The following is a 20,607-nucleotide window of genomic DNA, read 5'->3' as shown; positions in this document are numbered from 1 at the left end:
GGGAGGGTTAGAATGGAGCAGCAATTAGAGGAACTGATTGATCGTTATCAACAAGACCATTATTTATCCGGGAACATCCACATTTCCAAAGAAGGCAAAACCTTATTCAGTAAATCCTACGGGCAAGCCAGCATTCAGCTTGGCGTCCCCAATAACAAGGATACGAAATTTCACATTGCCTCAGTCACCAAAATGTTCATTGCAGCTGCCACCCTCAAACTCTATGAACAAGGGCTGATTAGTCTTGATGATCATCCGGGTGCCTATGTTGACGCATTTAAGGCTCTCCATCCAAAGATCACGATCCATCATTTATTGAGCCATTCATCAGGGCTGCATGATATTTATGCCGTACCTGACCTTACATATGAGATGAGCAAATTAAGTGTGGAGAAGAAAGCGTTTATACCCTACCTCGTCGGACTCAAACAGAATTTCATTCCGGGTGAGCGTTGGGAATATAGCAGCACCGGGTTTATCATGCTGGGGTATATACTAGAGGCTGTGACGGAGATGAAGTATGAGGAAATTTTGAATTCCTGGTTCTTCTCGCCTTTGCACATGGGATCGACAGGGGTTGATTGTCCTCGTCAGATCAATTCAGGCAGAGCATACGGACACGCCTGGGAAAATAATCAGCTGATAAACGCTGACAATGACAGGCTTAGCACGGTTCAAGCTCCAGGCGAGCTGTACTCCACGGTCCAAGACCTGAATACGTGGTTTGAAGCCCTTTTCAAAGGTGAAATCCTTCAGCCGGAAACGATGGATAAAATGTTTGCACCGTACTATACGACAACATTTGACCCGAACTTAAACTATGGATATGGATGGTTCCTGGGGGCTGACTTTCGGTTAATTGCCGGAGGAACTCCGGGATTTAGATCCGAAATTTGGCACTATCCAGTTCAAGATCTACGGATCGTCATGCTATGGAATTATGAGAAAGTAAATTCGCACCAGTTGTTCCGAATGATTAAACCTCTATTGTTTCATACGTAAAACGAAGGAAACGACTACAAGATTAATCGGGAACCATGCAAGCATGTATTTGTTTTGGTCATTATCACTTTCGAGAGGAGCCTTACATGAGAAGCATCAAGCCAGGTCGGGGACCGTCGGCTATGGGCGCGGTTGGCAGTGCTGCAATTGGCGTATTTGGGATATTCTGGACGATTTCGGCAGCAAATATGGGAGCACCCGTCTTTTTTGTCCTGTTCGGGGTCATCTTTGTCGGTGTCGCGGTTGTGCAGGGGATTTTTCATCTTAAAAATGCTACGGGAGCTAACCGTATGTCCGTCTATGATATTACCGACGACGAACCGGATCCATTAGATCCTTACCTTCAAGCGAATGCAAGGCAAAGCGTCAACGAAGGTTTTAAACAGGATGGCGATTTCAATTTCTGCCCATATTGCGGGAGAGCCATCAAACATGAAACGTACCAATATTGTCCGAAGTGCGGTAATGACATTGGGGAGAGGCAGTAAGCTTGCTTGGATAATGCATATTAATGCCGAGATAGGAGGATGAATAATGGGCTTTCATGACACGTACAGATTCGGTGTGCATGCCATCATATCGAACGCCGACGGCAAGCTGCTCTTATTAAAACGGACCTATGGGAACAAAGGATGGAGTTTGCCCGGAGGCGGGGTCGACCCCGGCGAAACGATCCATGAAGCAATATTTCGCGAATGCCGCGAAGAACTGGGCCTCACCCTGCTGGATGCGGTCTTGACCGGATTTTATTATCACAGTCATATCAACGTGCAGGTCGGCATATTCCGCTGTTCGATCCCTCTTCATGAGGAAATTATCCTTAGCTCAGAGCATTCGGAGTATAAATGGGCCGAGTTGTCGGAGCTGAGCGACGTTCAGCGGTTAAGGGCCGAGGATGCATTGGCTTATCAAGGAGAAGTTAGAAGCCGGGCGTTTTAGCCCTCATCCTGTTCTTTTAAAGACCGGATTAACCTTACTGACCCGATGAACAACATCAGGGTTACGCTTGCGAACTCCATTGACGATGTTCCATCCGAAGCGGCAGAGGCTGCATCCTTAAAGACATCCAGCATATAAAAAAGAGGCTAACCGTGAGAGCGGTTAGCCTCTTTGATGTCAGTAAAACCTGATTACCTTCATGTCCTTAGACCTGGCATATGTGGATAATACCTTTACTCCTTCAAAGAGCCGATCAACAGCCCTTTTATGAAATACCGCTGCAGGAACGGATAGAACAGCACCACCGGCCCGATCGTCAGAATGGCGGTGGCCATCTTCACCGATTCTTGCGGCAGCGTCTGGGCGCCGAGGATGGCGCCGCTGCTCTGCATCTGCTGGATCATGCTGATCTCGGAGTTCAGCTTGAACAGCAGGTATTGAAGGGGATACAACTTCTCGTTGTCCACCAGCATGATGGCGTTGAACCAGTTGTTCCAGTAAGCAATGCCGTAGAACAGCGTAATCGTGGCCAGAACGGGCATGCAGAGCGGGAAGTAGATCCGGAACGCGATATAGAAATCGCTCGCGCCGTCGATCTTGGCCGCCTCCGTCAGGGAAGGCGGAATTTGGGACATATAGTTGCGTACAAGAAACAGGTTGAACGGGTTGAACACAAGGGACGGTATGATCAGAGCCCAGATGGTGTTGTTCATGCCGAGATTCAGGTTGATCAGATACCAGGGCACCAGGCCCGTGTTAAACACCATCGTAATGAAAAAGAACAATCCGAGCCCGTTGCGGTAACGGATGTGCTTGGCGGCCAGCGTATATCCGGCCATGGACGTGATGGTGACCGCAAGGATCGTGCCGACGACCGTTACGATGATCGAGATCATGTAACTCCGGTACAGCGGCGTGCTGCCGAACAGGAGCAGCTTGTAGGCATCCAGCGACAGCTCGCTCGGGAACAGCTGGTAGCCGAATTGCTTAATGCTGGCTTCGTCGGTAAAGGACACCATGAGCACAAGCAGCATCGGCAAGATGCAGAGAATGGAGATGATGCCGATCAGCGCGGCATTCACGGCGTCGAAAAATTTAGGTCTGGACGTCATCTAGGTTTCGCTCCCTTCCGAATGATTCCGGCTTGCTTTAGAACAAGGCATGGTCCGGATTCACCTTCTTCACGATTTTGTTGCTGCCCCATACGAGAATAAAGCCGACCACGGATTGATACAGTCCGACCGCCATGGCCTGTGCCGGATTCCCGATGGTGCGGAGGGAACGGAACACATACGTATCGATGACGTCAACCGTCGGATACAGCAGCCCGTTGTCCTTCACGATGGCATAGATCATGTCGAAGCTGCCGTACATGATTTTGCCCAAGGCCAGCAGGGTTAAGATGGATATGGTCGGCAGCATAAGCGGAATGGTGATGTGGCGGATGAGCTGCCACCGGGTAGCGCCGTCGATCCGGCCGGCTTCGTAATAACTGTCATCAATTCCCGTGATAGCCGCCAGATAGATGACGAGGTTCATCCCGAGGTCCTTCCAGACCGCCGCGGTCGTAAGAATCCACGTCCAGTATTGCGGAGAGGCGTACCAGTTGATGGGGTCGATATGAAAGAACGCCAGGATCCGGTTCAGGATACCGTAGTCAGTCGACAGCAAGCTGTAGATGATGTAGCTCACAATAACCCAGGACAAGAAATGCGGGAACAAAATCGTGGATTGGGTCACCCTCGAGAACCAGCGGCTGCGGAGCTCGTTGAACAGTATGGCCAGCGCCATGGCTGCGAGCGTGCCAACGATGATAAATAGAAAATTGAGCTTCAAGGTGTTGAAGGTGACCTCCCAAGCCCGGGGCGAAGAGAAGAAGAACTTGAAATTGTCAAAGCCGACCCAGGCGGAATTGAAGAGTCCCGTCTTGAAGTTGAACTTCTGAAACGCAATGAGCATGTACGGAAGCGTGAAATAACCGAAGACCAGCGTATAGATGGCAGCCGGTACGACGAGCAGGTAGGCGGATCCGTTCGAGCGGATTTCGCGCAGGAAGCCGAAACGGCTTTTTTTCATGAGTAGGCACGTCCTTTCGTAAGTGATGGGGGCTGCAAGCGTAGCAGTTCTGTTTCGAGTGTAAAGAGAGTTGCCGCGTGCAGTAAACTATGAAAATGGAGTTTGAGCGGATTGAAAGGGGGAACACCTGCTTTAAAAAACGGCAAAAACTTCGAATTTGAGTATTTCACAAAGCGTCGCCAGAATTGAATAATGACCAAAAAGACTTGGTATCATAAGGGTTTTGGCCGATGAATTCTATAATGAGAAGTTTGGGGAGGGAAATTAAGAATGCGTTTTCATATTGATGAATGCCCTGAGCAAATGTAAGATGAGAGTAAAATATGAAACCGTTCCAAGTGATCGGATCGTTAGGAAACACTATTAAATTAACATGTATATTACATATAATGTTAGTAATATTCATGCATGATAAGATCTCAGTTAACTATACAGACCGAATGATAAAGGAGGGAGAATATGATCCGGCAGCGATTATTCCGTTATGCGGTGTACCGAAATATGTTTCTCAGCTTTATTTTGCTTACGGCAGCCATGATTGCCCTCGTAACCGTCGTCCTGTACATGATGTTCTCCTGGAGCACCGCGAAGGAGGTAGGGAAAATATCCGAGTCGATGCTGAAGCAGAACAGCGCCGTATCCAGCGTCATCCGCGACCAGGTGTATAACGTGGGCAACCTACTGCTCAGCGACAAGGAGATCGTGAACGCCCTTTTGGACAAAGAGGCCGATCCGGTGAAACAGTATGGGGTATTCGGCACTCTTAACCGAGTCCAGTCCACATATCCCTTCATCCATTCGATCGGGATCTATAACGGCTTGAATAACACGTATCTGAATACGAAGGGGATTACCAAGGAGCAGGAGAAGGCGCTGTTGGAGGAGATCAACAGCAAGAATACATCTTATTTTCACCTGTTCCCTCGCAAGATCTCTACCACCACTTCCGCTTCGGCCAACCGGAGCGAAGACGTCCTTACTTTCGTTCTCCTTCCGAGCTATTATTCGCCGCTAAGCTCCAAAGGCGCAATCGTAATCAACATGAGCACCGACACCATCCAGGATCTGATCGGAGGTTACCGCAACGAAGCGGTGGATTCGCTGCACGTCATTGACGACAAGGGAACCATCATCACCCATTCGGATCGGTCCCGGTTCATGGAGAATATATCGCAGGAGTCCTATGTCCAGTCCATTCTGGAATCGGACGCGGAAAGCGGTTACTTCACTCGCTCCATCGACGGCCGCAAGAGCCTCGTTACCTACGTCAAATCCAAGGATATGAATTGGACGTATATCAGCGTAAGCCAATATCAAAATCTGCTGTTCAACATGCAGGCCCTCCGAACGTCGGCGCTGGTTCTCGCTTTGGCTTGTTTCGTCGTCAGCATGTTCTTGTCGATCTGGCTGACGCATCATGCGTACAACCCGATTCGTCACCTGCTGGAGAAAATGAGCACCATACCGAAAATGAAGGAAAACCGGCGGCAAATCAACGAATTTGCCATATTGGATACCACTTACGCCGAAATGACGGAGAAAATGAAGTCGATGGAGTCCGAGGCTTCCGTCGCTCGGCAGGCGCATGTGCTGCAGCTGCTGAAAGGCGGCGACGAGACGGCATTCCGCCGTTTGGCCCGCGATGGTAAGGCGCCCTATTTCTTGGCGGCCGTCCTTCTGCTCGACAGCTTAGACGGCTCGCCAGGGGGCGAGGACGAGGAGCTGCAGTCCTATACCTGCGCGGCCGCCGCCCAGGCGGCTCAGCAGATGCTGGAGCCGGAGGGAGCGAGCGTGGCAACGGTGGGGGATGGGACCATTGCGATCATTCTCCCCATGAAGCAGAGCCGGCTTCCGCTCCATGTATTGGGCATGCTGGAGGAGCTGCAGGGCGAGATGCTCCGCACGCTCCGCGTGTCCGTCACCGTCGGCATCGGAACGGCTGCGCAGACGTACGAGGAGCTCCGCGAATCGTTCGATTGCGCGCAGTCCTGCTTCCAGCAGCGCTTTTTCGCGGGAAAAGGCAGGATATTCCATAGCGATCCGGTCATCGCCGCGGAGTCGGAGCATTCCGAGGCGCAGTATCCGGACAAGCGGGAGAAGCGCATCATCGAGGCCATCAAGCTGCAGCAGCGGGATAAATTGGAGAAGGAAATCGATCAGTGGATCAAGGAAATACGCGATTACAACTACCATGAAGTCATGTTTTTCATCAACCAGTTCATCGGCGGCCTGTACAAGCAGCTCAATGTCCATACCGTGAAAAATCGGGAAAGCGCGGATCTCTTCCTCGACTTTACGCGGCGGATTACCCGCTTTCAGACGCTGCAGGAAACCGCGGATGCCCTGAAGGATCTTGCCCTTAGGCTCTGCAGCCTGTCCGAGGAATCGGGAGCGGTCCGGCATGCGGAGGTGGTGGATTTTATCCAGATGTACGTACGCAAGCATTATGCAAGGCCGGATATGTCGCTTGAGCAGGTGGCGGGCGAGGTGAAGCTGTCCCGCAGCTATGTCGGCAAGCTGTTCAAGGCGCATTGCGAGCTGTCGTTCAACGATTACCTGAATGCCGTTCGTCTGGAGAAGGCGCGGGAGCTTCTCGCAAGCACCGAGGAGTCCGTTCAATCGATCAGCGAGCAGGTGGGCATCCTGAATACGACCTATTTCTACACGCTGTTTAAAAAGCACTACCAGATCTCGCCGGCCCAGTTCCGCAGCCAGCATGCAATCGAGACGAAAAAGGCGCAGTGACGGGCAGATTCAGTGTTTTAAAATGGCGAAAACCATCATTTTGAAGTATACGTTTTCCCTAATGTCTCCTTAAGATAGGAATCGTACCGCATGACTAAACCAAATGAAGACAGGGGGACACATGCATGAAAAAAAGGAAAGCGCTAGCACTATGGTTGGCCGCCATATTCATGGTATCCGTGATCGCAGGCTGCTCCGGCGGAGGCGATGCCGACGGCGAGAACGGATCGGCGAGCGGCGAGAATGCCGGCGGGGACAAGCTGCCGGTACGGTATTTGCTTCCGGGCTCCGCGCCGCAGGATTTGGATGCGGCGGTCCAAGCGATCAACGAGAAGCTGGAGGCCGACGGTCTGAACCTTACCTACGAACCGACATACATCGCGTGGGATGTATGGGATCAGAAGACCAACCTCATGATGTCGACGGGCGAGGAATTCGAGCTGATCGCCATCATGCACGATACCAAAGGACCGACGGTGCTTGCGGGCAGCGGCGGTATCATTCCGATTGACGATCTGCTGGATCAGTATGGCAGCGAGCTGAAAGCCTCCATGCCGGACTGGATCTGGGAGTCGTCGAAAATCAACGGCAAGATCACGTACGTGCCGAACTTCTGGGCGGATACCGCTTATAACGATGGCATGTTCACGATACGCACCGATCTGCTCGAGAAAAACGGCCTGAAGCCACCAACATCGCCGGAAGAGCTGCTCGATGCGGCCGAGACGCTGCAGAAGAACTGGCCGCAGGACAACAAGAACGTATACATCAAGATGCTGGAGGAGCCTGCCTACTTCCTGCATACGACCTACGACACCTATCCGTTTACCGTGGCCGACAACATGATTTACATCGACCAGCAGGGGAACGTGAAGTCCTGGTTCGAAACCGAGGAGTTCAAAAAAGACGTGCTGTTCATGAACGAGGCTTACAAGCGCGGTCTGATCATGAGCGATTTGCTTACGACGCCGACGGAGGTCATTAACCAGGAAGAGCTGGCCGGTCGTTATCTGTACCGTCCGGGCGACGTCGGCTTAAGCGACGCCATTCGTCAGACGTTCCCGGACGCGAAGCTGGATATTTATTATTTGGCCGACCAGCCGAAATTCAGATCTTACGCGATCCGCAATTCCAACGGGATCTCTGCTACGTCTCCGCACCCAGAGGCCGGCATTCAATTTTTGAACTGGGTATACAGCAGTCAGGAAAACATGGATCTCGTTCAAAGCGGCGTGAAGGATGTGCATTGGAAGGATACCGGCAAGAATACCAAGGACTATCTGGCCAAGAACGAGAACGGTTCTCCGGCTTACGAGCTTCCGTACTGGCTGCTCGGCCACGTTGAGATGAACCGTTATCCAACGAATACGGATCCAGCGCGTCTGGAGCGCCGCACGTCGGTATCGGAAGACGCCGTGAACAGCATCACGATCGGCTTCACCTTCGATCCGACCAACGTTGCTTCGCAGTACGCCAACTGCATCGCCGAGCTGAAGACTAGTGTTTATCCGGTCATGCACGGGGTCGTGAAATACGAGGACGCCTACGATAAAATGCTGGCCGCAATGAAGTCCGCTGGTCTCGATGAGGTCGTTGATGAATACAAACGGCAATTTGATGAATGGAGAGCCGGTCAGTCGTAAATTCAGGCACACGAACACACTAAGAAATCATGGAACAGGGCAATCCTTTACCCGGTTTTATAACCGGGGAGGGGTTGCTTTTTTTCGTGCATCGTCATGGATTGTTCTGATAGGAGTACAGAGGGAATTCCAAGGGGAATTCAAGGGGATTCAAAAGTGATCAACTTTACCGTTTAGGACTTCAATTCTCCAATATTGGCCAAAATCAAAGTTTTATCTCAAAAGTAAAGTGTTCAAGACAGGGATTCTCGGGCTAGAGTAAAGGTCATAGGAAGCCTTGAGACTGCTCAAAGAGCAAGGAAGCGAAAGACTTATCAGGGCGTACCGCACGGCAAGAGCCGTGCGGAATAAGGAGGACGTAGTTCATGACCAAGCAAACACAAGCCATCCGGGAAGGCTGGCAATGGTTTACGGAAAGCCGGTACGGGATGTTTATTCATTTCGGGCCTTATGCCCAATACGGGCGCGGCGAGCAGGTTCTGTTTCGGGAGCACTTGGACCAGGCCGAATATGCACGGAAAGCTTGCGAGTGGAATCCGGTATTCTTTGACGCCGAGCTTTGGGCGTACACCGCGCGCAAGGCGGGGATGAGATATGCCTGCTTAACAACGCGACATCATGACGGATATTGCTTGTGGGATACGGCCACGACGGATTATTCCAGCGCGAAGCAGGCGCCAGGCAGGGATCTGGTGCGCGAATTTACCGATGCGTTCCGGTCCCAGGGACTTCGGGTCGGCTTATATTATTCCTGGATCGATTGGCGGATCCCGGCATATTTCGACGGACCGGAGAAGGATCCCGAGGGCTGGGAGACGATGAAGCAGTATTTGCATGCCCAAGTGGAAGAGCTGGTCACGAAATACGGACGCATCGATCATTTCTTTTTTGACGGGGTCTGGCCGCGAACCGCGGAGGACCTGGACAGCATCAAACTGGTGGAACGGATGAAGTCGATTCAGCCGGATATCCTGGTCAACAACCGTCTTGGGTTGTCCGAGGAGGAGAAGCTGCATGCGGACGGCGGCGGCGGCTCGGGCGATTCCGAGGTGCTGGGTGACTTCGGCTCGCCGGAGCATGTCATCGTCCCGGATCAGAAGCGGCTGTGGGAATCCAGCCAGGTCACCACGTGGAGGCTGTGGGGCTACACGAACGGTGAACGCTGGCGTCCGGCTGACGTCCTGCTAGACATGCTGTGCGAGTGCGCGGAAAAAGGGGGCACCGTGGGCGGCAATCTGCTGCTAAACGTCGGACCGCAGCCCGACGGACAGCTTCCGCCGGCCTTCGTCGAGCGGGCGCTGAAGATCGGAGAGTGGCTGGACGTTCACGGCGAGGCCATCTATGGCTCCGACGGCGGGAACCTCACGGAGTTCATCACCTACGGGCGGCAGACGATGAAAGACAACAAGCTGTATCTCATCATCCGCTTCTGGGATGGGAGGCCGGTGCTGAGGCTGGCGGATCTGGTTACGCCGGTATCCCGGGTTACGCTGCTGACAACGGGACAGGAGCTGTCGTTCCGACAGGAGGGCGACGTGCTGTGGATCGAAGGGCTTCCGCGGGAACGTCCGACGGAGCTGTTCCCGGTCATAAGCATTGAATGCGAGGAGCGGCCGCAGACCAATGAATGGGGAGTGAACCGCCTCTGGACCGGCGACCCTTCCCGGATCGCAGACTGGGCCCGAACGCGCGGAACATCCGTATACGTCGACGGCCAGCCGCGGACCAGAAAGGAGTAAGCGATGAGAACGCTGGTATTTTACGACGAGCACTTTCCTTACGATGGCGAACGTCCGTCTGCAGAGGCACTGGAACGATTGCGGGAATGGGCGGTGGTCGCAGGTTCCGCGGACGTGGCTGAGCGTCTGACGGAAGGCGGTTGGGACGCGCTGATGCATCTGCACGGGCCGTATTTTCCGAAAGCGGCTTGGGCGGCCATCGAAGGCCATCTGAAAGCTGGCGGCGGTCTGGTTCATGCCGGGGACGTGCCTTTCCGCAAGCCGGTTCGAGAGCTGAACGGAAGCTGGCATGCCGAACGCGAGCAGCTGGCTTATCATCAGCGAATGGATATCCATGATGCGCTGGTGGTTGACGTATCGCGCGTCCGGGAGCTGAAAGCCTCCGCCGAATACCCGATCCTGCAGGGGCGCGAGGAGCTGTTCGGCATCGAGCCCACCTGGGGCTTAACGCTGCACCCGACCAAAGCGAGCGACATCCCGGCCGAGATGGGGGCATGCGGTCCGATGGACGCCGTCATCTCGCCGCTGCTGATCGGCGTGGACCGTGATCGACGCGAGCGGTCCGCTCCGGTCGTCATGCTGGAGCAGCATAAGGGCGATTACGCCGGGGGCCGCTGGATTCTGATCAACCAGCAGCTGAGGGCATCGTTCTGGGAGACGAAAGGGATGGACATCCTGAAAGATCTGGCCGAATACGCGGGAACAGGCGTGACGGAGCTGTGGCTGAAGCCGAACTACGCCTCCTACGAGCCGGGCGAGCAGATGCGGTTGACGATCCAGCTGCAGTCGTTGTCCCGGACGTCCTCCCCGGCGCAAACCTGGCATTTTGCGGTGAGTCTTATCAAGGAAGACGACGGCGAGACCGTCTGGACCGGACACGTGAAGTCGGAAGCCGGCATGGAACAACGGGATCTGCAGCAGCTTCGCTTGTCCGTACCAGTACGGCTGGAAGCGGGCTTGTACCGGATCGTTTGCGAAGCCGAGTCCGAGTCAGGGGAACGCCGCACCTTGACCCAGGCGGTATGGGGCGTCGATCGTCCTCTGCTGCAGGCGGGAGAGCGGCTGGAATGCGGGCGCGATTACTTCCGCCGCGGCGGACGGACGGTTCCGATCGTTGGCATGACGTACATGACCTCCGACGTCGCGCGCAAATTCCTCCATCTGCCGAACGTGCAGCGTTGGGATGCGGATATGGCGGAGATGAAGCGGGCAGGGATCAACCTGATCCGGACGGGCATATGGACGGGGTACCGGATGATTATGTTTGCCGACGGCCATGCCGCCGAGGATGTCATGCGGGCGATCGATGCCTTTATCCTGACAGCCAAGCGGCATGAGCTGGAAGTGACGTTTACGTTCTTCTCGTTTGCGCCCGAAGCTTGGGAAGGCGTGAACCCCTACCTGGATCCGCGATCGGTGGAGGCGCAAAAGCGCTTCGTCGCCTCCATCGTCGGACGTCACAGGGGCACGACCAACGTGCATTGGGACCTGATCAACGAGCCCTCGCTGTTCGATCCGAAGCGAATCTTCGAGGGGCCTGTATCGATAGGGGACCGGTTCGAGCGGCAGGCCTGGTCCGAGTGGCTGCGGCAGCGCCACAGGGATGATCTGGCACAGCTTCAGGAGCGCTGGAACATGACGCCGGGCGAGCTGCTTTCATTCGAGTCGGCGCTTGCGCCGAGTCCGGACGACAAGCTGTTCAACAGCGTGCTTCAGCCGAATAAGTGGGGACCGTGGATCGATTTCACGCTGTTCACCATGGACATGCATAATCGGTGGGCGTCCGAGCTCATCGGCACCATTCGCCGCTCCGATCCCCGCCAGCTGGTAACGGTCGGGCAGGATGAGGGCATCTGCTCCCAGCGTCCGTCGCCTTCGTTCTATGGTCCCGCCGTCGATTACACGACGGTCCACTCCTGGTGGCAGAACGATCACCTGGCTTGGGACGGCATATTTACCAAAACGCCGGATAAGCCGAATCTGATCCAGGAGACCGGCATCATGCACGTGCAGCGTCCGGACGGCATCGCCAAGCGGACGGAGGAAGAGCTTCGAAACATCCTGGAACGGAAGTATGCGTATTCGTTTTCGACCGGGGGCGCGGGTGCCGTGCAGTGGATTTGGAATATTAACTACTTCATGGATAATGCCAACGAATCCAACATCGGGGCGCTTCGGGCGGACGGAACGCAGAAGCCGGAGGCCGATGTGTCCTATGACTTCGGCCGCTTCATGAAGGAAGCAGCCGGCCTGTTCGACGATGAACGTCAGCTGGAGGATATCGCCGTCGTTTACCCGTATTCGAATGATTTTTCCAGCCGCAAGCTGGCCTACGAAGCGACGACGCGGGCCATGCGCGCATTGACGTTCGGCATGAACGTCCATCCGCGGGGCATCGGCGAATATCAGCTGGGGGACCTGAAGCGCTATCCGGCCAAGCTGATCATCGTGCCGAGCGCGCATAATTTCGACGATGGCGCGTTTGCCCAGCTCCTCGACTTGGCAAGGGAAGGGAGCACGGTCTTGTGGACAGGCCCGCTTCGCACCGATGTGTATTGGGGGCCGGCACCGCATCGCCTTCAGCAGGAGATCGGCGACACCGTCCATGCTAACGTTCTTCGGGAAGAAACGCTGGAGCTGGCGGGAGCGCATTTCGCCGTTTCGTTTGGCGAGCGGAAGATTAACGCGCTGGCGGTGGATCGTCCGGCGGGCCGGTTGGATGGGACGCTAGCACCCGTCACGGTGATCTTGGGCTCGGGACAGTTCATCTGGTGCCCGCTCCCGGTCGAGATGAACGAGCGCTGGGAGCCGATCCAGGCTCTGTACGCGGAAGCTATCCGCTCCGCAGCCGTTTCGCCTGAGCTGGAATGGCTGAAGGGAGGCGAGCTTCCGGGCATCTACGGCCGCAAGCTGGCGTTCGGGCAAGGAAGCTTGTACGTCTTCGTCTCCGAGCATGGGGCAAGCGCAGAGGTCGAGGTAAAGGACACGGCAACCGGAAAGGTCTACGCTTTCGAATTGGAGCGGGAGCGGACCGTGATGTTTACGACCGATGCCGGGGGACAAGTGCAGACGGTTTACCGGCCGGAGGAGGTTCGCATCCGGCAGAGCCAACCATCTTGAGGCGTGCTCGCCCATTAACGGTTGGAAGAGGCTTTAGCCGTTGATCTGGTTCATCCAGGTGCGGTGCAGCCTTCTGCAGGAAATGCATAGTGGGAGGTTCTTCGGCCGATTGGTCTCTTACAATGCCAGACGGACCCGGGGCGAGCGTTACCTGGAGACGGATCTTGCGCCACGGTATCCGTTCGGCTTTGGCTTAAGCTATACGGAATTCCGTTACGGCCGTCTGACGGTAGAGCCGGCCGTCGTTCCCATAGGCGGCGAAGCGACGGTCCGGATTGACGTGACCAACGCGGGAGCATGGGACGGCGCGGAAGTCGTTCAGCTGTACGTCTCGGATCTGGCCGCTTCCGTTACCCGTCCCGAGAAGGCGCTGAAAGGGTTCCGCAAGGTGTTCCTGAAGGCCGGAGAGACGCAGGAAGTAACGTTCACCATCGGCAGCGAGCAGCTGGAATTGATCGGTCTTGACCTGAAGCCGGTAGTGGAGCCCGGTGAGTTCCGCATTCAGGTCGGTCCCGACTCGACGAGAGGAGAGATCGCAAGTTTGATGGTGAGAGTTAAGGGACGTATGGTCGCTGGGGTTGGGCTAAATAGCTTCCAGCCCAGCTCCTTCCACCGGATCCCTTTGGTCGCGCCGGATGACCAGCCGAAAGCTTTACCAACACGGTGAAAGATGGTGGGGTCGGCCGAGTGCTGAACGCGTTGAAAAAAGGATAACCGAATCTAGTGGAGAATACCCTTATACAAGGCCAGTTGCTGTGCTCATATCGGATGTAGAATCCGGGGGCTTTTTCGTCGGGATCGATGTTGTATCAGGATATCATATCGTGCATTTCGATCGACCGATAAAGGAATCAAGAGAGGAGAGAGCAGAATGAACGAAGCGTATCTTCAATTGTACGACTATCACATTTGGGCGAACGAAAGAGTATGGAATCATTTGCAATCCTTGCCGGAAGACTTATTTCTGCAGGAAGTGAATCTGGGCTTTAAATCCATCGCCGAAGTCTTCGGTCACCTTGCAGCTGCGGAGGAAGTTTGGTTTGCCCGGATCAAGGAAGAAAGTCCTCCGTCGCTTGCCGCGAGACCGTTCGCGAATTTGGAAGCAGCCTATCAATACATGAGCCGGCTCCAAACCGAGCACCATGAATATTTAGCGTCGGTTGGCGATATGGGGAAGGTTGTGACTTACCACAACACAGCGGGTGAGGCATTTCAGAATTCGATTTCGGAGATTCTCCAGCAGGTCGTAAATCATGGAACCTATCATAGAGGTAATATCACGACCATGCTTCGGCATTTGGGACATAAAGGGTTAATAACGGATTACATTGCCTTTTTAAGAGCGTAGCTTAAACGCACCACACATAGGGGACTTCCTTCTGTCATGATCTCATGAGCCGGGGAGTCCTTTTGCTATTTTTACCAAATGGAAATTAGGATGTAAAATAGAATGAGAATGCTAGGTTAACAAGAAGGATGGTGTTATGAAAATATACAAGCTGGATGAGCTGGAAGGTTCATGCTACATAGAGGTACTGCCGGGGCCTTACCGGGATCGGTGCTGGAACGAGGATTCGATCTATATGGATGAAGAGACTTTCGGTTACCTGGAAAGCGCCGTTAAAAAAGAATACGAACCGTACGGCCACTATGCTTTCAATGAAGTGGATGCAGAAATATGGATGCGGATCGTGAACAGGCTTGAAGAAACGCTGGTTTTTTTGAGAGGCCGTCCCCAAGCTGAGGAGTTGAAGGACCATATTGGCTTCATATTTACTTCGTCTGAAACGGATTTTATCGATGCCCTGGAAGAGAATATGGATCAATTAATCCGGCTCATGCAGGAATTCGTGGACTGGATCTCGCTTCAACTGCAGAATTACAAGGTCATTAGCATATTAGGCATATAGATCAATCCAATCAGCGACTATGTTACGTGAGCAGCGATGAATATGATATTGGTATTGATTATTTATAAATATAATGGGTATAGTTCTTCCTGCGACTCTCTTATATGATGTAAGGAATGCCTCTAAAGAAATAGATTCTACTAGGACGAGAAAAAACACGGCGTCAATCCCATACGATTCGCTCAAGCTTCTCCTAACATAAGCGAATGTACTTAGGCGATATGGATACTAAAGATTGGGATTATCAAAGAATCCTCTATCGACCGGATGAGAAAAGAGAAGTCTAATTGCTAAACCTGGTGGCAGATTAATTGTGGATTTGTTTATTCCTACTAATTTTGATGCGAATTACACCTCGACTAGAAGCTGGGAAACTTCCGATAACGAAGTCATCGTTCTGGAGGATAGACGTACGGAATGCAATCTGCTTGACCAGCGGATCGTCTCGATTTTGAAATATGAAAAGTGGAAGGAAGGCCATCTGGTTCAGACCGAGCTGCAGCGGTTTCCTCTTAGTTGGTATGGATACCACGAATTTGAACTCATGCTAGAGAAGCAGGGATATGAAGAGATCACGAAGTCGGCTGACTATACATGGTTGAATAAACCTGTTAAAGCGGATCAGATGATTACATTCGAGGCTAGGAAAGCTCCGACAGGACGCTAGTAGAACTAGTGCCTTCAGGTGTTTATCCATAAGTGGCGTGAAACCCTGTGCAGGGATTAATTAGAATCAGTGAGGTGATTGCATGACGTATGACGCAGACTTAACTTCCGAGGATGTGGATCAATTACTCCAATACCTCGAATATTTCCAAGATCCTGGTTCCGTTTTTTACCATGAAGTTAATGAATATATGCACGAAAGTCAGGAAATCGGAAGTTTTCGTAAAGCGTTAGATGATGTCGGCTTCTTAATGGTATTCAACTGGAGTGATTGGTTAATGGAGAACGAGATCTACAGGAACTTAGATCATGAAGTGGATAGCAGCATCATGAACGCCGATCTGACAACCCTTAGAAAATTAATGACCAGTTATATTCGGGGGGATCGATTTAACGAAGGGTTATTTATCCACGTATGCATGAAAGGGTACGCAGCTAAAATTCTGTTAAGACTGAGAGAATTAAAGAGCACATTATCCTGATCCTACCCATATTTGTTATCCTCGTACCGAAATGACTTAGTACATTTATATGAAGTGATGGAATTAGAACGTGAGGGAGGAATAACAGTGATATCCAAAGCGATTTTCCTCGACTTTTATGGGACTGTGGTTCATGAAGATGATGAGATCATTCCGTTAATATGCCAAAAAATCAAGGAGACTTCCTCTGAGGACTGTACCATTCAGGAAATAGGACAATACTGGTGGAAGTCCTTTTCAAACATGTTTCATGAAAGCTATGGGAAAAGCTTCGATAATCAAAGAAATCTGGGCAGAACATCTTTACGCACGACGATAGACTACTTCAAATCGGATTGCATTGCAGAGGAGATCATACAGGAGCAATTTGAGCATTGGCAAAAGCCAGGTATTTATGAAGATGCGCTCTCTTTTTTTAAGTCGTGTAAATTGCCCATATATATCATTTCTAATATTGATACATCGGATGTGATGACAGCCATAAGGTTTCACAATTTAAAGGTCACTGGCGTGATCACTAGCGAAGATGTCAGATCATATAAGCCGAGGTCGGAAATATTTGTAGAAGCACTTAGAAGGTATGAGTTAAAGGCTGCGGAGGTCCTGCATGTCGGGGATTCATTAACAAGTGATGTTGTAGGGGCTCAAGCATTGGGAATCCGAGCCGTTTGGATCAATCGTATGAACAAATTAAAGCCGGATCATATACAGCCCGATTACATCATAAAGAAGCTGACGGAATTAGAAGGGATCATCTAGCGCGAAATATCTAAGAACGATAATGAATAGGAACGCTTGTGCGTAGATTCGATAAAAGGTAAAATATAACTACAATTGAATCTTGGGTGGGCATGGTTTCCCTTCGAAAGGGGGTGAAGCCATGGAGGTAAAGGATGCATTAACGATTATGTTTTTGTTTGGATCGTTCATTCTTGCTCTTTTAACATACATTAACAATAACAACAAGAAAAAGTAAAAACCCACCCAAAGGTTACGCGCCGAAGGTGGGTTTTTCGTTCCTAAATGACTTAGAGGGGAATAAACCATCCAAGCCAATTGTACTGACCAAGTGTTCGCTGCACTTGGTCTTTATTACATATATAGTACCATAAAATAAAATATGTATCAAAGCTTAGAAATACCTGAGGAAGCGTAGAAAACAAGAAAGTAATCATCATGTAAAATCGCTCTTTCGTAGTCGATGAAATCGATCGGAGTATATAGAATCTGGAAAAGGAAAGGAACGAAATGACCAAGAAATATACGATTTTCATATGTGTAATATTTCTACTCATCTCAATTCTGATCATTTCTTTTTTTGCACAAAAAACCTCTGAGACGAAAGCCCCTAATAACTCCGTTACCCTGACTTTAGATGAACATACAGGCTCTGTTATTTGGAATGATCTTATTAAGATCACGGTCGGGCAGCAAGATGGTCCAACAGAACATGTGAGTATTCGAAATCATTCGGAAATAACGAACAAAGAAAGTATAGACTTACCTATTGGTCAGGCTATATTAATTCGGTTTCTACATGGTGGTTCGGCAGTTTATCCCACTCCGGATAAAGTGTTTTATTTGATATACATTCAGAAACCCGTTAAAGAAAAGTCGGAGGAATTAATAAGAACTTATTATATTGAAGGAGAAGTTATAGGCGACAGTGAAATAGAAGCGAAAGAAGAACTCATAAAATTAGCACATGCTTGGAAGGTAGAGTAAGAACATATCGTATTTGTGCATATGAATCAATACTATAATAGTAATATGAAAGGAACTCTTATGGAAATCTATGGAGAACACATAATCTTATCTAGAATCACAAACGATGACTTGGATTTTATATGCAGGATTGAATGCGATCGAGATTTATGGCAGTTTGAAGAATCTGTACCGTCCGACGAACAAGTTCGAAGTAACTTTCTGGAGAAAATTAGGGAGGGAGACGAAACAGCAAGCTATGATTTTATAGTTCGTTTAGCGAATGATAAGAATAGAACTCCAATCGGACTTGCTCAGGTGTGGAGTTATATCGACTACAGGAAGAGCTGGGAATTGGGATTTGCGATCCTCCCCCAACATGGCGGACAGGGGTACGGAAGTGAGGCTGCTCAGCTTCTTTTGAAATTTGCTTTTGAACAGCTGCATGCGCATAAAGTGGTTGGTATGTGCAATTCGCAAAATGCTCGATCTGCAGCGCTCATGGAGCATATCGGGATGACCCAAGAAGCCGTTTTTAAAGAGGAACTTTTTTGGAAGGGACAATGGACGGATCAGTACTATTATTCCATCCTTGAAAAGGAGTTCTTTGAAGGTAAACGATTGTAGGAAAGAATAGTTATAATTCGTCAATGCCAATCTCAATATGGAGGGGATCATGAAAATAGTAAAACACGTACTGATCTTTTTTGTGTTGATTGTCATTACATCATGTAAGACCAACTCTGATATATCAACTACAAATTATGTGCATCTAATTGAGCAGCCGGTTGCGCTTATTGAATCCAAACTGGAGTTCACCCCGGAGATTCCAACATACATCCCAATTAATGTAACAGAAGCAACGGCTTCTTTGGAATCGTATGAAACCAAGCAAGGGAAGTTTCAGGAAGTGGTATACCACCATAGGAATATTAATAAACAGCAGCTTTATAATCTCATCATTACCTATGACGAGACGGACGAGATCTACAGTGAAGAATCCATTGCCAGAGGTAAAGAAAGTCATCATCTGGAACGTGGCATTCAAGGATATTATGAAGAAGATGATGATGGCCAATCATCATGGTGGAGAAATAACGGCTTAACGTATAGATTCGTATATTTTCTTAATGAAGGACAGCCTAGGTTGGATAAGCAAGAATTCATTCAGTCCGCCAACTCCGTTCCTGGGCGTACCAACCGTACAAGAAGATTTATAAGAAACTGAATTGAAAAATCACATGGGTGGGGGAGAAGACATGATACAATCCATTGTCCATATTGCATTAGTCGTGAAGGACTATGATGAGGCCATCGCATTTTATACCGAGAAGCTGAATTTCACCTTGATTGAAGATACATACCAGCCTGAACAAGATAAACGTTGGGTGGTCGTAGCACCTCCCGGCTCGGTCGGCACGACGATATTGCTTGCCAAGGCGTCCAAGCCGGAGCAAGAGCCATTTATAGGCAACCAGTCGGGCGGCAGAGTGTTCCTGTTCTTGAATACGGATGATTTCTGGAGAGATTATCGTGAAATGGTATCACGGGGGATTGAGTTTGTAAGAGAGCCCAAAGAAGCGGATTACGGCATGGTGGCGGTATTTAAGGATTTATACGGCAATCTGTGGGATTTGCTGGAGTTGAAGGAAGATCATCCATTGATGAAACGGACGAAGTAATCGGTATTCAAGAACCTGCAAGGAGGAAGCAAAAGATGCCTAATATCCTCAATGTCATTGTCATTGCAGCGCATCCGGATGAACCCGAAATTTATGCTGGCGCGATCTCGGCAGCTTACGCAGAGATGGGTCATCGGGTGAAGTTTGTAACACTAACCGATGGATGCTGCGGTCATCATGAAATGAGCGGACAGCAGCTGGTCGAGCGTCGGATTCAGGAAGCTCATGAGGCTGCAAAGCGGCTTGGGGTGCTGGAATACGTCGTCCTGCCCATTCCCGATGGCGAATTGATGCCAACGCTCGAAGTGCGCAAGGAAGTGATCCGTCAAATTCGCGGCTGGGAGGCGGATATCGTCATTACGTTCCATCCGGACGGTCCCGGTCATGTGGATAACCGTAATGTCGGGAAGGTCGTGCGGGATGCGGCAGATTTTGTTGCGAATGTGCCGAATGCCGTCCCTGAAGTGCCGTCATTGAAGAAATCCCCGATATTCCTGCTGATGCCCGATTACGCGGCACGGGCGACGTACCAGCCGGATATTGTTATCGATGCTGGAGGCGTGATCGAGAAGAAATTGCTCGCCTGCGATGCTCATGCTTCCCAATTCTATGAGTTTGCGCCTTGGCAGGGCGGTTTCTTGGATGCCGTACCGGATACCTGGAAAGAGAAGCGGGAATTTATTCTAAAGCATTGGGATCGGTTCCTGAGCGTCTCGGACGAAATGCAGCCTTCGCTTGTGAAGCAATATGGCCAAGACCTTGCAGCCAGCGTACAATATGCAGAGCCCTTCGAAATCGCGGATTATGGCAGAAGACCGAATGAAGCTGAAATGGAGATTTTGTTCCCGATGTTAACGGGTACTCATGTGTAGTCTATTTTTTGGTTAGATCATAAAAGA

General features: G+C 51.0%; 21 protein-coding genes. 19 read left to right on the top strand and 2 right to left on the bottom strand.

What is annotated here, in order from left to right; genetic code table 11:
• Positions 1-12 precede the first annotated feature (12 nt).
• From AC0VZ8_RS23170 to AC0VZ8_RS23160, 3 genes are all read left to right on the top strand, one after another.
• Complete coding sequence (locus AC0VZ8_RS23170) at positions 13-1,002, top strand: serine hydrolase domain-containing protein (RefSeq protein WP_475484548.1); 990 nt, start codon at positions 13-15, stop codon at positions 1,000-1,002.
• 86 nt (positions 1,003-1,088) lie between these two features.
• Entirely contained in the window at positions 1,089-1,490 is a 402-nt protein-coding gene (locus tag AC0VZ8_RS23165) for a zinc ribbon domain-containing protein (protein WP_071219835.1), read from the top strand.
• Between the two features lie 46 nt (positions 1,491-1,536).
• Positions 1,537-1,941 (top strand): NUDIX hydrolase, encoded by a 405-nt coding sequence (locus AC0VZ8_RS23160; protein ID WP_260066072.1) that lies wholly within the window; start codon positions 1,537-1,539, stop codon positions 1,939-1,941.
• A gap of 233 nt (positions 1,942-2,174) precedes the next feature.
• On the opposite strand, the gene AC0VZ8_RS23155 is transcribed toward AC0VZ8_RS23160, so the two are convergent.
• Together AC0VZ8_RS23155 and AC0VZ8_RS23150 are read right to left on the bottom strand one after the other, a co-directional pair.
• Positions 2,175-3,053 carry a carbohydrate ABC transporter permease gene (locus tag AC0VZ8_RS23155; protein ID WP_119847215.1) on the bottom strand — a complete coding sequence of 293 codons (879 nt, stop codon included), beginning with the start codon at positions 3,051-3,053 and terminating at the stop codon, positions 2,175-2,177.
• Positions 3,054-3,090: 37 nt separating this feature from the next.
• Positions 3,091-4,017 (bottom strand): ABC transporter permease, encoded by a 927-nt coding sequence (locus AC0VZ8_RS23150; RefSeq protein ID WP_475484547.1) that lies wholly within the window; start codon positions 4,015-4,017, stop codon positions 3,091-3,093.
• 459 nt (positions 4,018-4,476) lie between these two features.
• Here AC0VZ8_RS23150 and AC0VZ8_RS23145 point away from each other — a divergent pair, with 459 nt between their 5' ends.
• The 16 genes from AC0VZ8_RS23145 to AC0VZ8_RS23070 all read left to right on the top strand — a co-directional run bounded on the left by AC0VZ8_RS23145 (position 4,477) and on the right by AC0VZ8_RS23070 (position 20,580).
• Positions 4,477-6,762 carry a helix-turn-helix domain-containing protein gene (locus AC0VZ8_RS23145; protein WP_475484546.1) on the top strand — a complete coding sequence of 762 codons (2,286 nt, stop codon included), beginning with the start codon at positions 4,477-4,479 and terminating at the stop codon, positions 6,760-6,762.
• Positions 6,763-6,887: 125 nt separating this feature from the next.
• On the top strand, positions 6,888-8,405 hold the full coding sequence (locus AC0VZ8_RS23140) for an extracellular solute-binding protein (RefSeq protein ID WP_475484545.1): 1,518 nt from the start codon (positions 6,888-6,890) through the stop codon (positions 8,403-8,405).
• A gap of 365 nt (positions 8,406-8,770) precedes the next feature.
• Positions 8,771-10,144, top strand: a complete 1,374-nt coding sequence (locus tag AC0VZ8_RS23135; protein ID WP_475484544.1) for an alpha-L-fucosidase — start codon at positions 8,771-8,773, stop codon at positions 10,142-10,144.
• 3 nt (positions 10,145-10,147) lie between these two features.
• The gene (locus AC0VZ8_RS23130; RefSeq protein WP_475484543.1) at positions 10,148-13,264 is read left to right on the top strand and encodes a glycoside hydrolase 5 family protein; all 3,117 of its coding nucleotides are present in this window, start codon (positions 10,148-10,150) and stop codon (positions 13,262-13,264) included.
• 40 nt (positions 13,265-13,304) lie between these two features.
• Complete coding sequence (locus AC0VZ8_RS23125; protein WP_475484542.1) at positions 13,305-13,931, top strand: fibronectin type III-like domain-contianing protein; 627 nt, start codon at positions 13,305-13,307, stop codon at positions 13,929-13,931.
• Between the two features lie 204 nt (positions 13,932-14,135).
• The gene (locus AC0VZ8_RS23120; protein ID WP_475484541.1) at positions 14,136-14,612 is read left to right on the top strand and encodes a DinB family protein; all 477 of its coding nucleotides are present in this window, start codon (positions 14,136-14,138) and stop codon (positions 14,610-14,612) included.
• Positions 14,613-14,748: 136 nt separating this feature from the next.
• On the top strand, positions 14,749-15,174 hold the full coding sequence (locus tag AC0VZ8_RS23115; RefSeq protein WP_475484540.1) for a hypothetical protein: 426 nt from the start codon (positions 14,749-14,751) through the stop codon (positions 15,172-15,174).
• 313 nt (positions 15,175-15,487) lie between these two features.
• Positions 15,488-15,841 carry a hypothetical protein gene (locus AC0VZ8_RS23110; protein WP_475484539.1) on the top strand — a complete coding sequence of 118 codons (354 nt, stop codon included), beginning with the start codon at positions 15,488-15,490 and terminating at the stop codon, positions 15,839-15,841.
• An 82-nt stretch (positions 15,842-15,923) separates the two neighbouring features.
• A complete protein-coding gene (locus tag AC0VZ8_RS23105; protein ID WP_475484538.1) occupies positions 15,924-16,322 on the top strand; it encodes a DUF6508 domain-containing protein in 399 nt (132 codons plus the stop codon).
• An 87-nt stretch (positions 16,323-16,409) separates the two neighbouring features.
• Positions 16,410-17,081 (top strand): HAD family hydrolase, encoded by a 672-nt coding sequence (locus AC0VZ8_RS23100; protein WP_475484537.1) that lies wholly within the window; start codon positions 16,410-16,412, stop codon positions 17,079-17,081.
• A 121-nt stretch (positions 17,082-17,202) separates the two neighbouring features.
• Positions 17,203-17,298 (top strand): competence inhibitor ComI, encoded by a 96-nt coding sequence (gene comI / locus AC0VZ8_RS23095; RefSeq protein WP_227793437.1) that lies wholly within the window; start codon positions 17,203-17,205, stop codon positions 17,296-17,298.
• A gap of 272 nt (positions 17,299-17,570) precedes the next feature.
• Positions 17,571-18,047: a hypothetical protein gene (locus AC0VZ8_RS23090; protein WP_475484536.1), complete on the top strand. Its 477-nt coding sequence runs from the start codon at positions 17,571-17,573 to the stop codon at positions 18,045-18,047.
• 60 nt (positions 18,048-18,107) lie between these two features.
• Positions 18,108-18,653 (top strand): GNAT family N-acetyltransferase, encoded by a 546-nt coding sequence (locus AC0VZ8_RS23085; RefSeq protein WP_475484535.1) that lies wholly within the window; start codon positions 18,108-18,110, stop codon positions 18,651-18,653.
• Positions 18,654-18,702: 49 nt separating this feature from the next.
• The gene (locus AC0VZ8_RS23080; protein WP_475484534.1) at positions 18,703-19,254 is read left to right on the top strand and encodes a hypothetical protein; all 552 of its coding nucleotides are present in this window, start codon (positions 18,703-18,705) and stop codon (positions 19,252-19,254) included.
• Positions 19,255-19,285: 31 nt separating this feature from the next.
• Positions 19,286-19,708 carry a VOC family protein gene (locus tag AC0VZ8_RS23075; RefSeq protein WP_071219842.1) on the top strand — a complete coding sequence of 141 codons (423 nt, stop codon included), beginning with the start codon at positions 19,286-19,288 and terminating at the stop codon, positions 19,706-19,708.
• 35 nt (positions 19,709-19,743) lie between these two features.
• Complete coding sequence (locus tag AC0VZ8_RS23070; RefSeq protein WP_475484533.1) at positions 19,744-20,580, top strand: PIG-L deacetylase family protein; 837 nt, start codon at positions 19,744-19,746, stop codon at positions 20,578-20,580.
• Positions 20,581-20,607 lie beyond the last annotated feature (27 nt).

The sequence above is a fragment of the Paenibacillus sp. QJM3NY_38 genome, from assembly GCF_056173265.1.
Note: the sequence above shows the minus strand (reverse complement) of the source record. Positions and strands in the feature narration are given on the sequence as shown.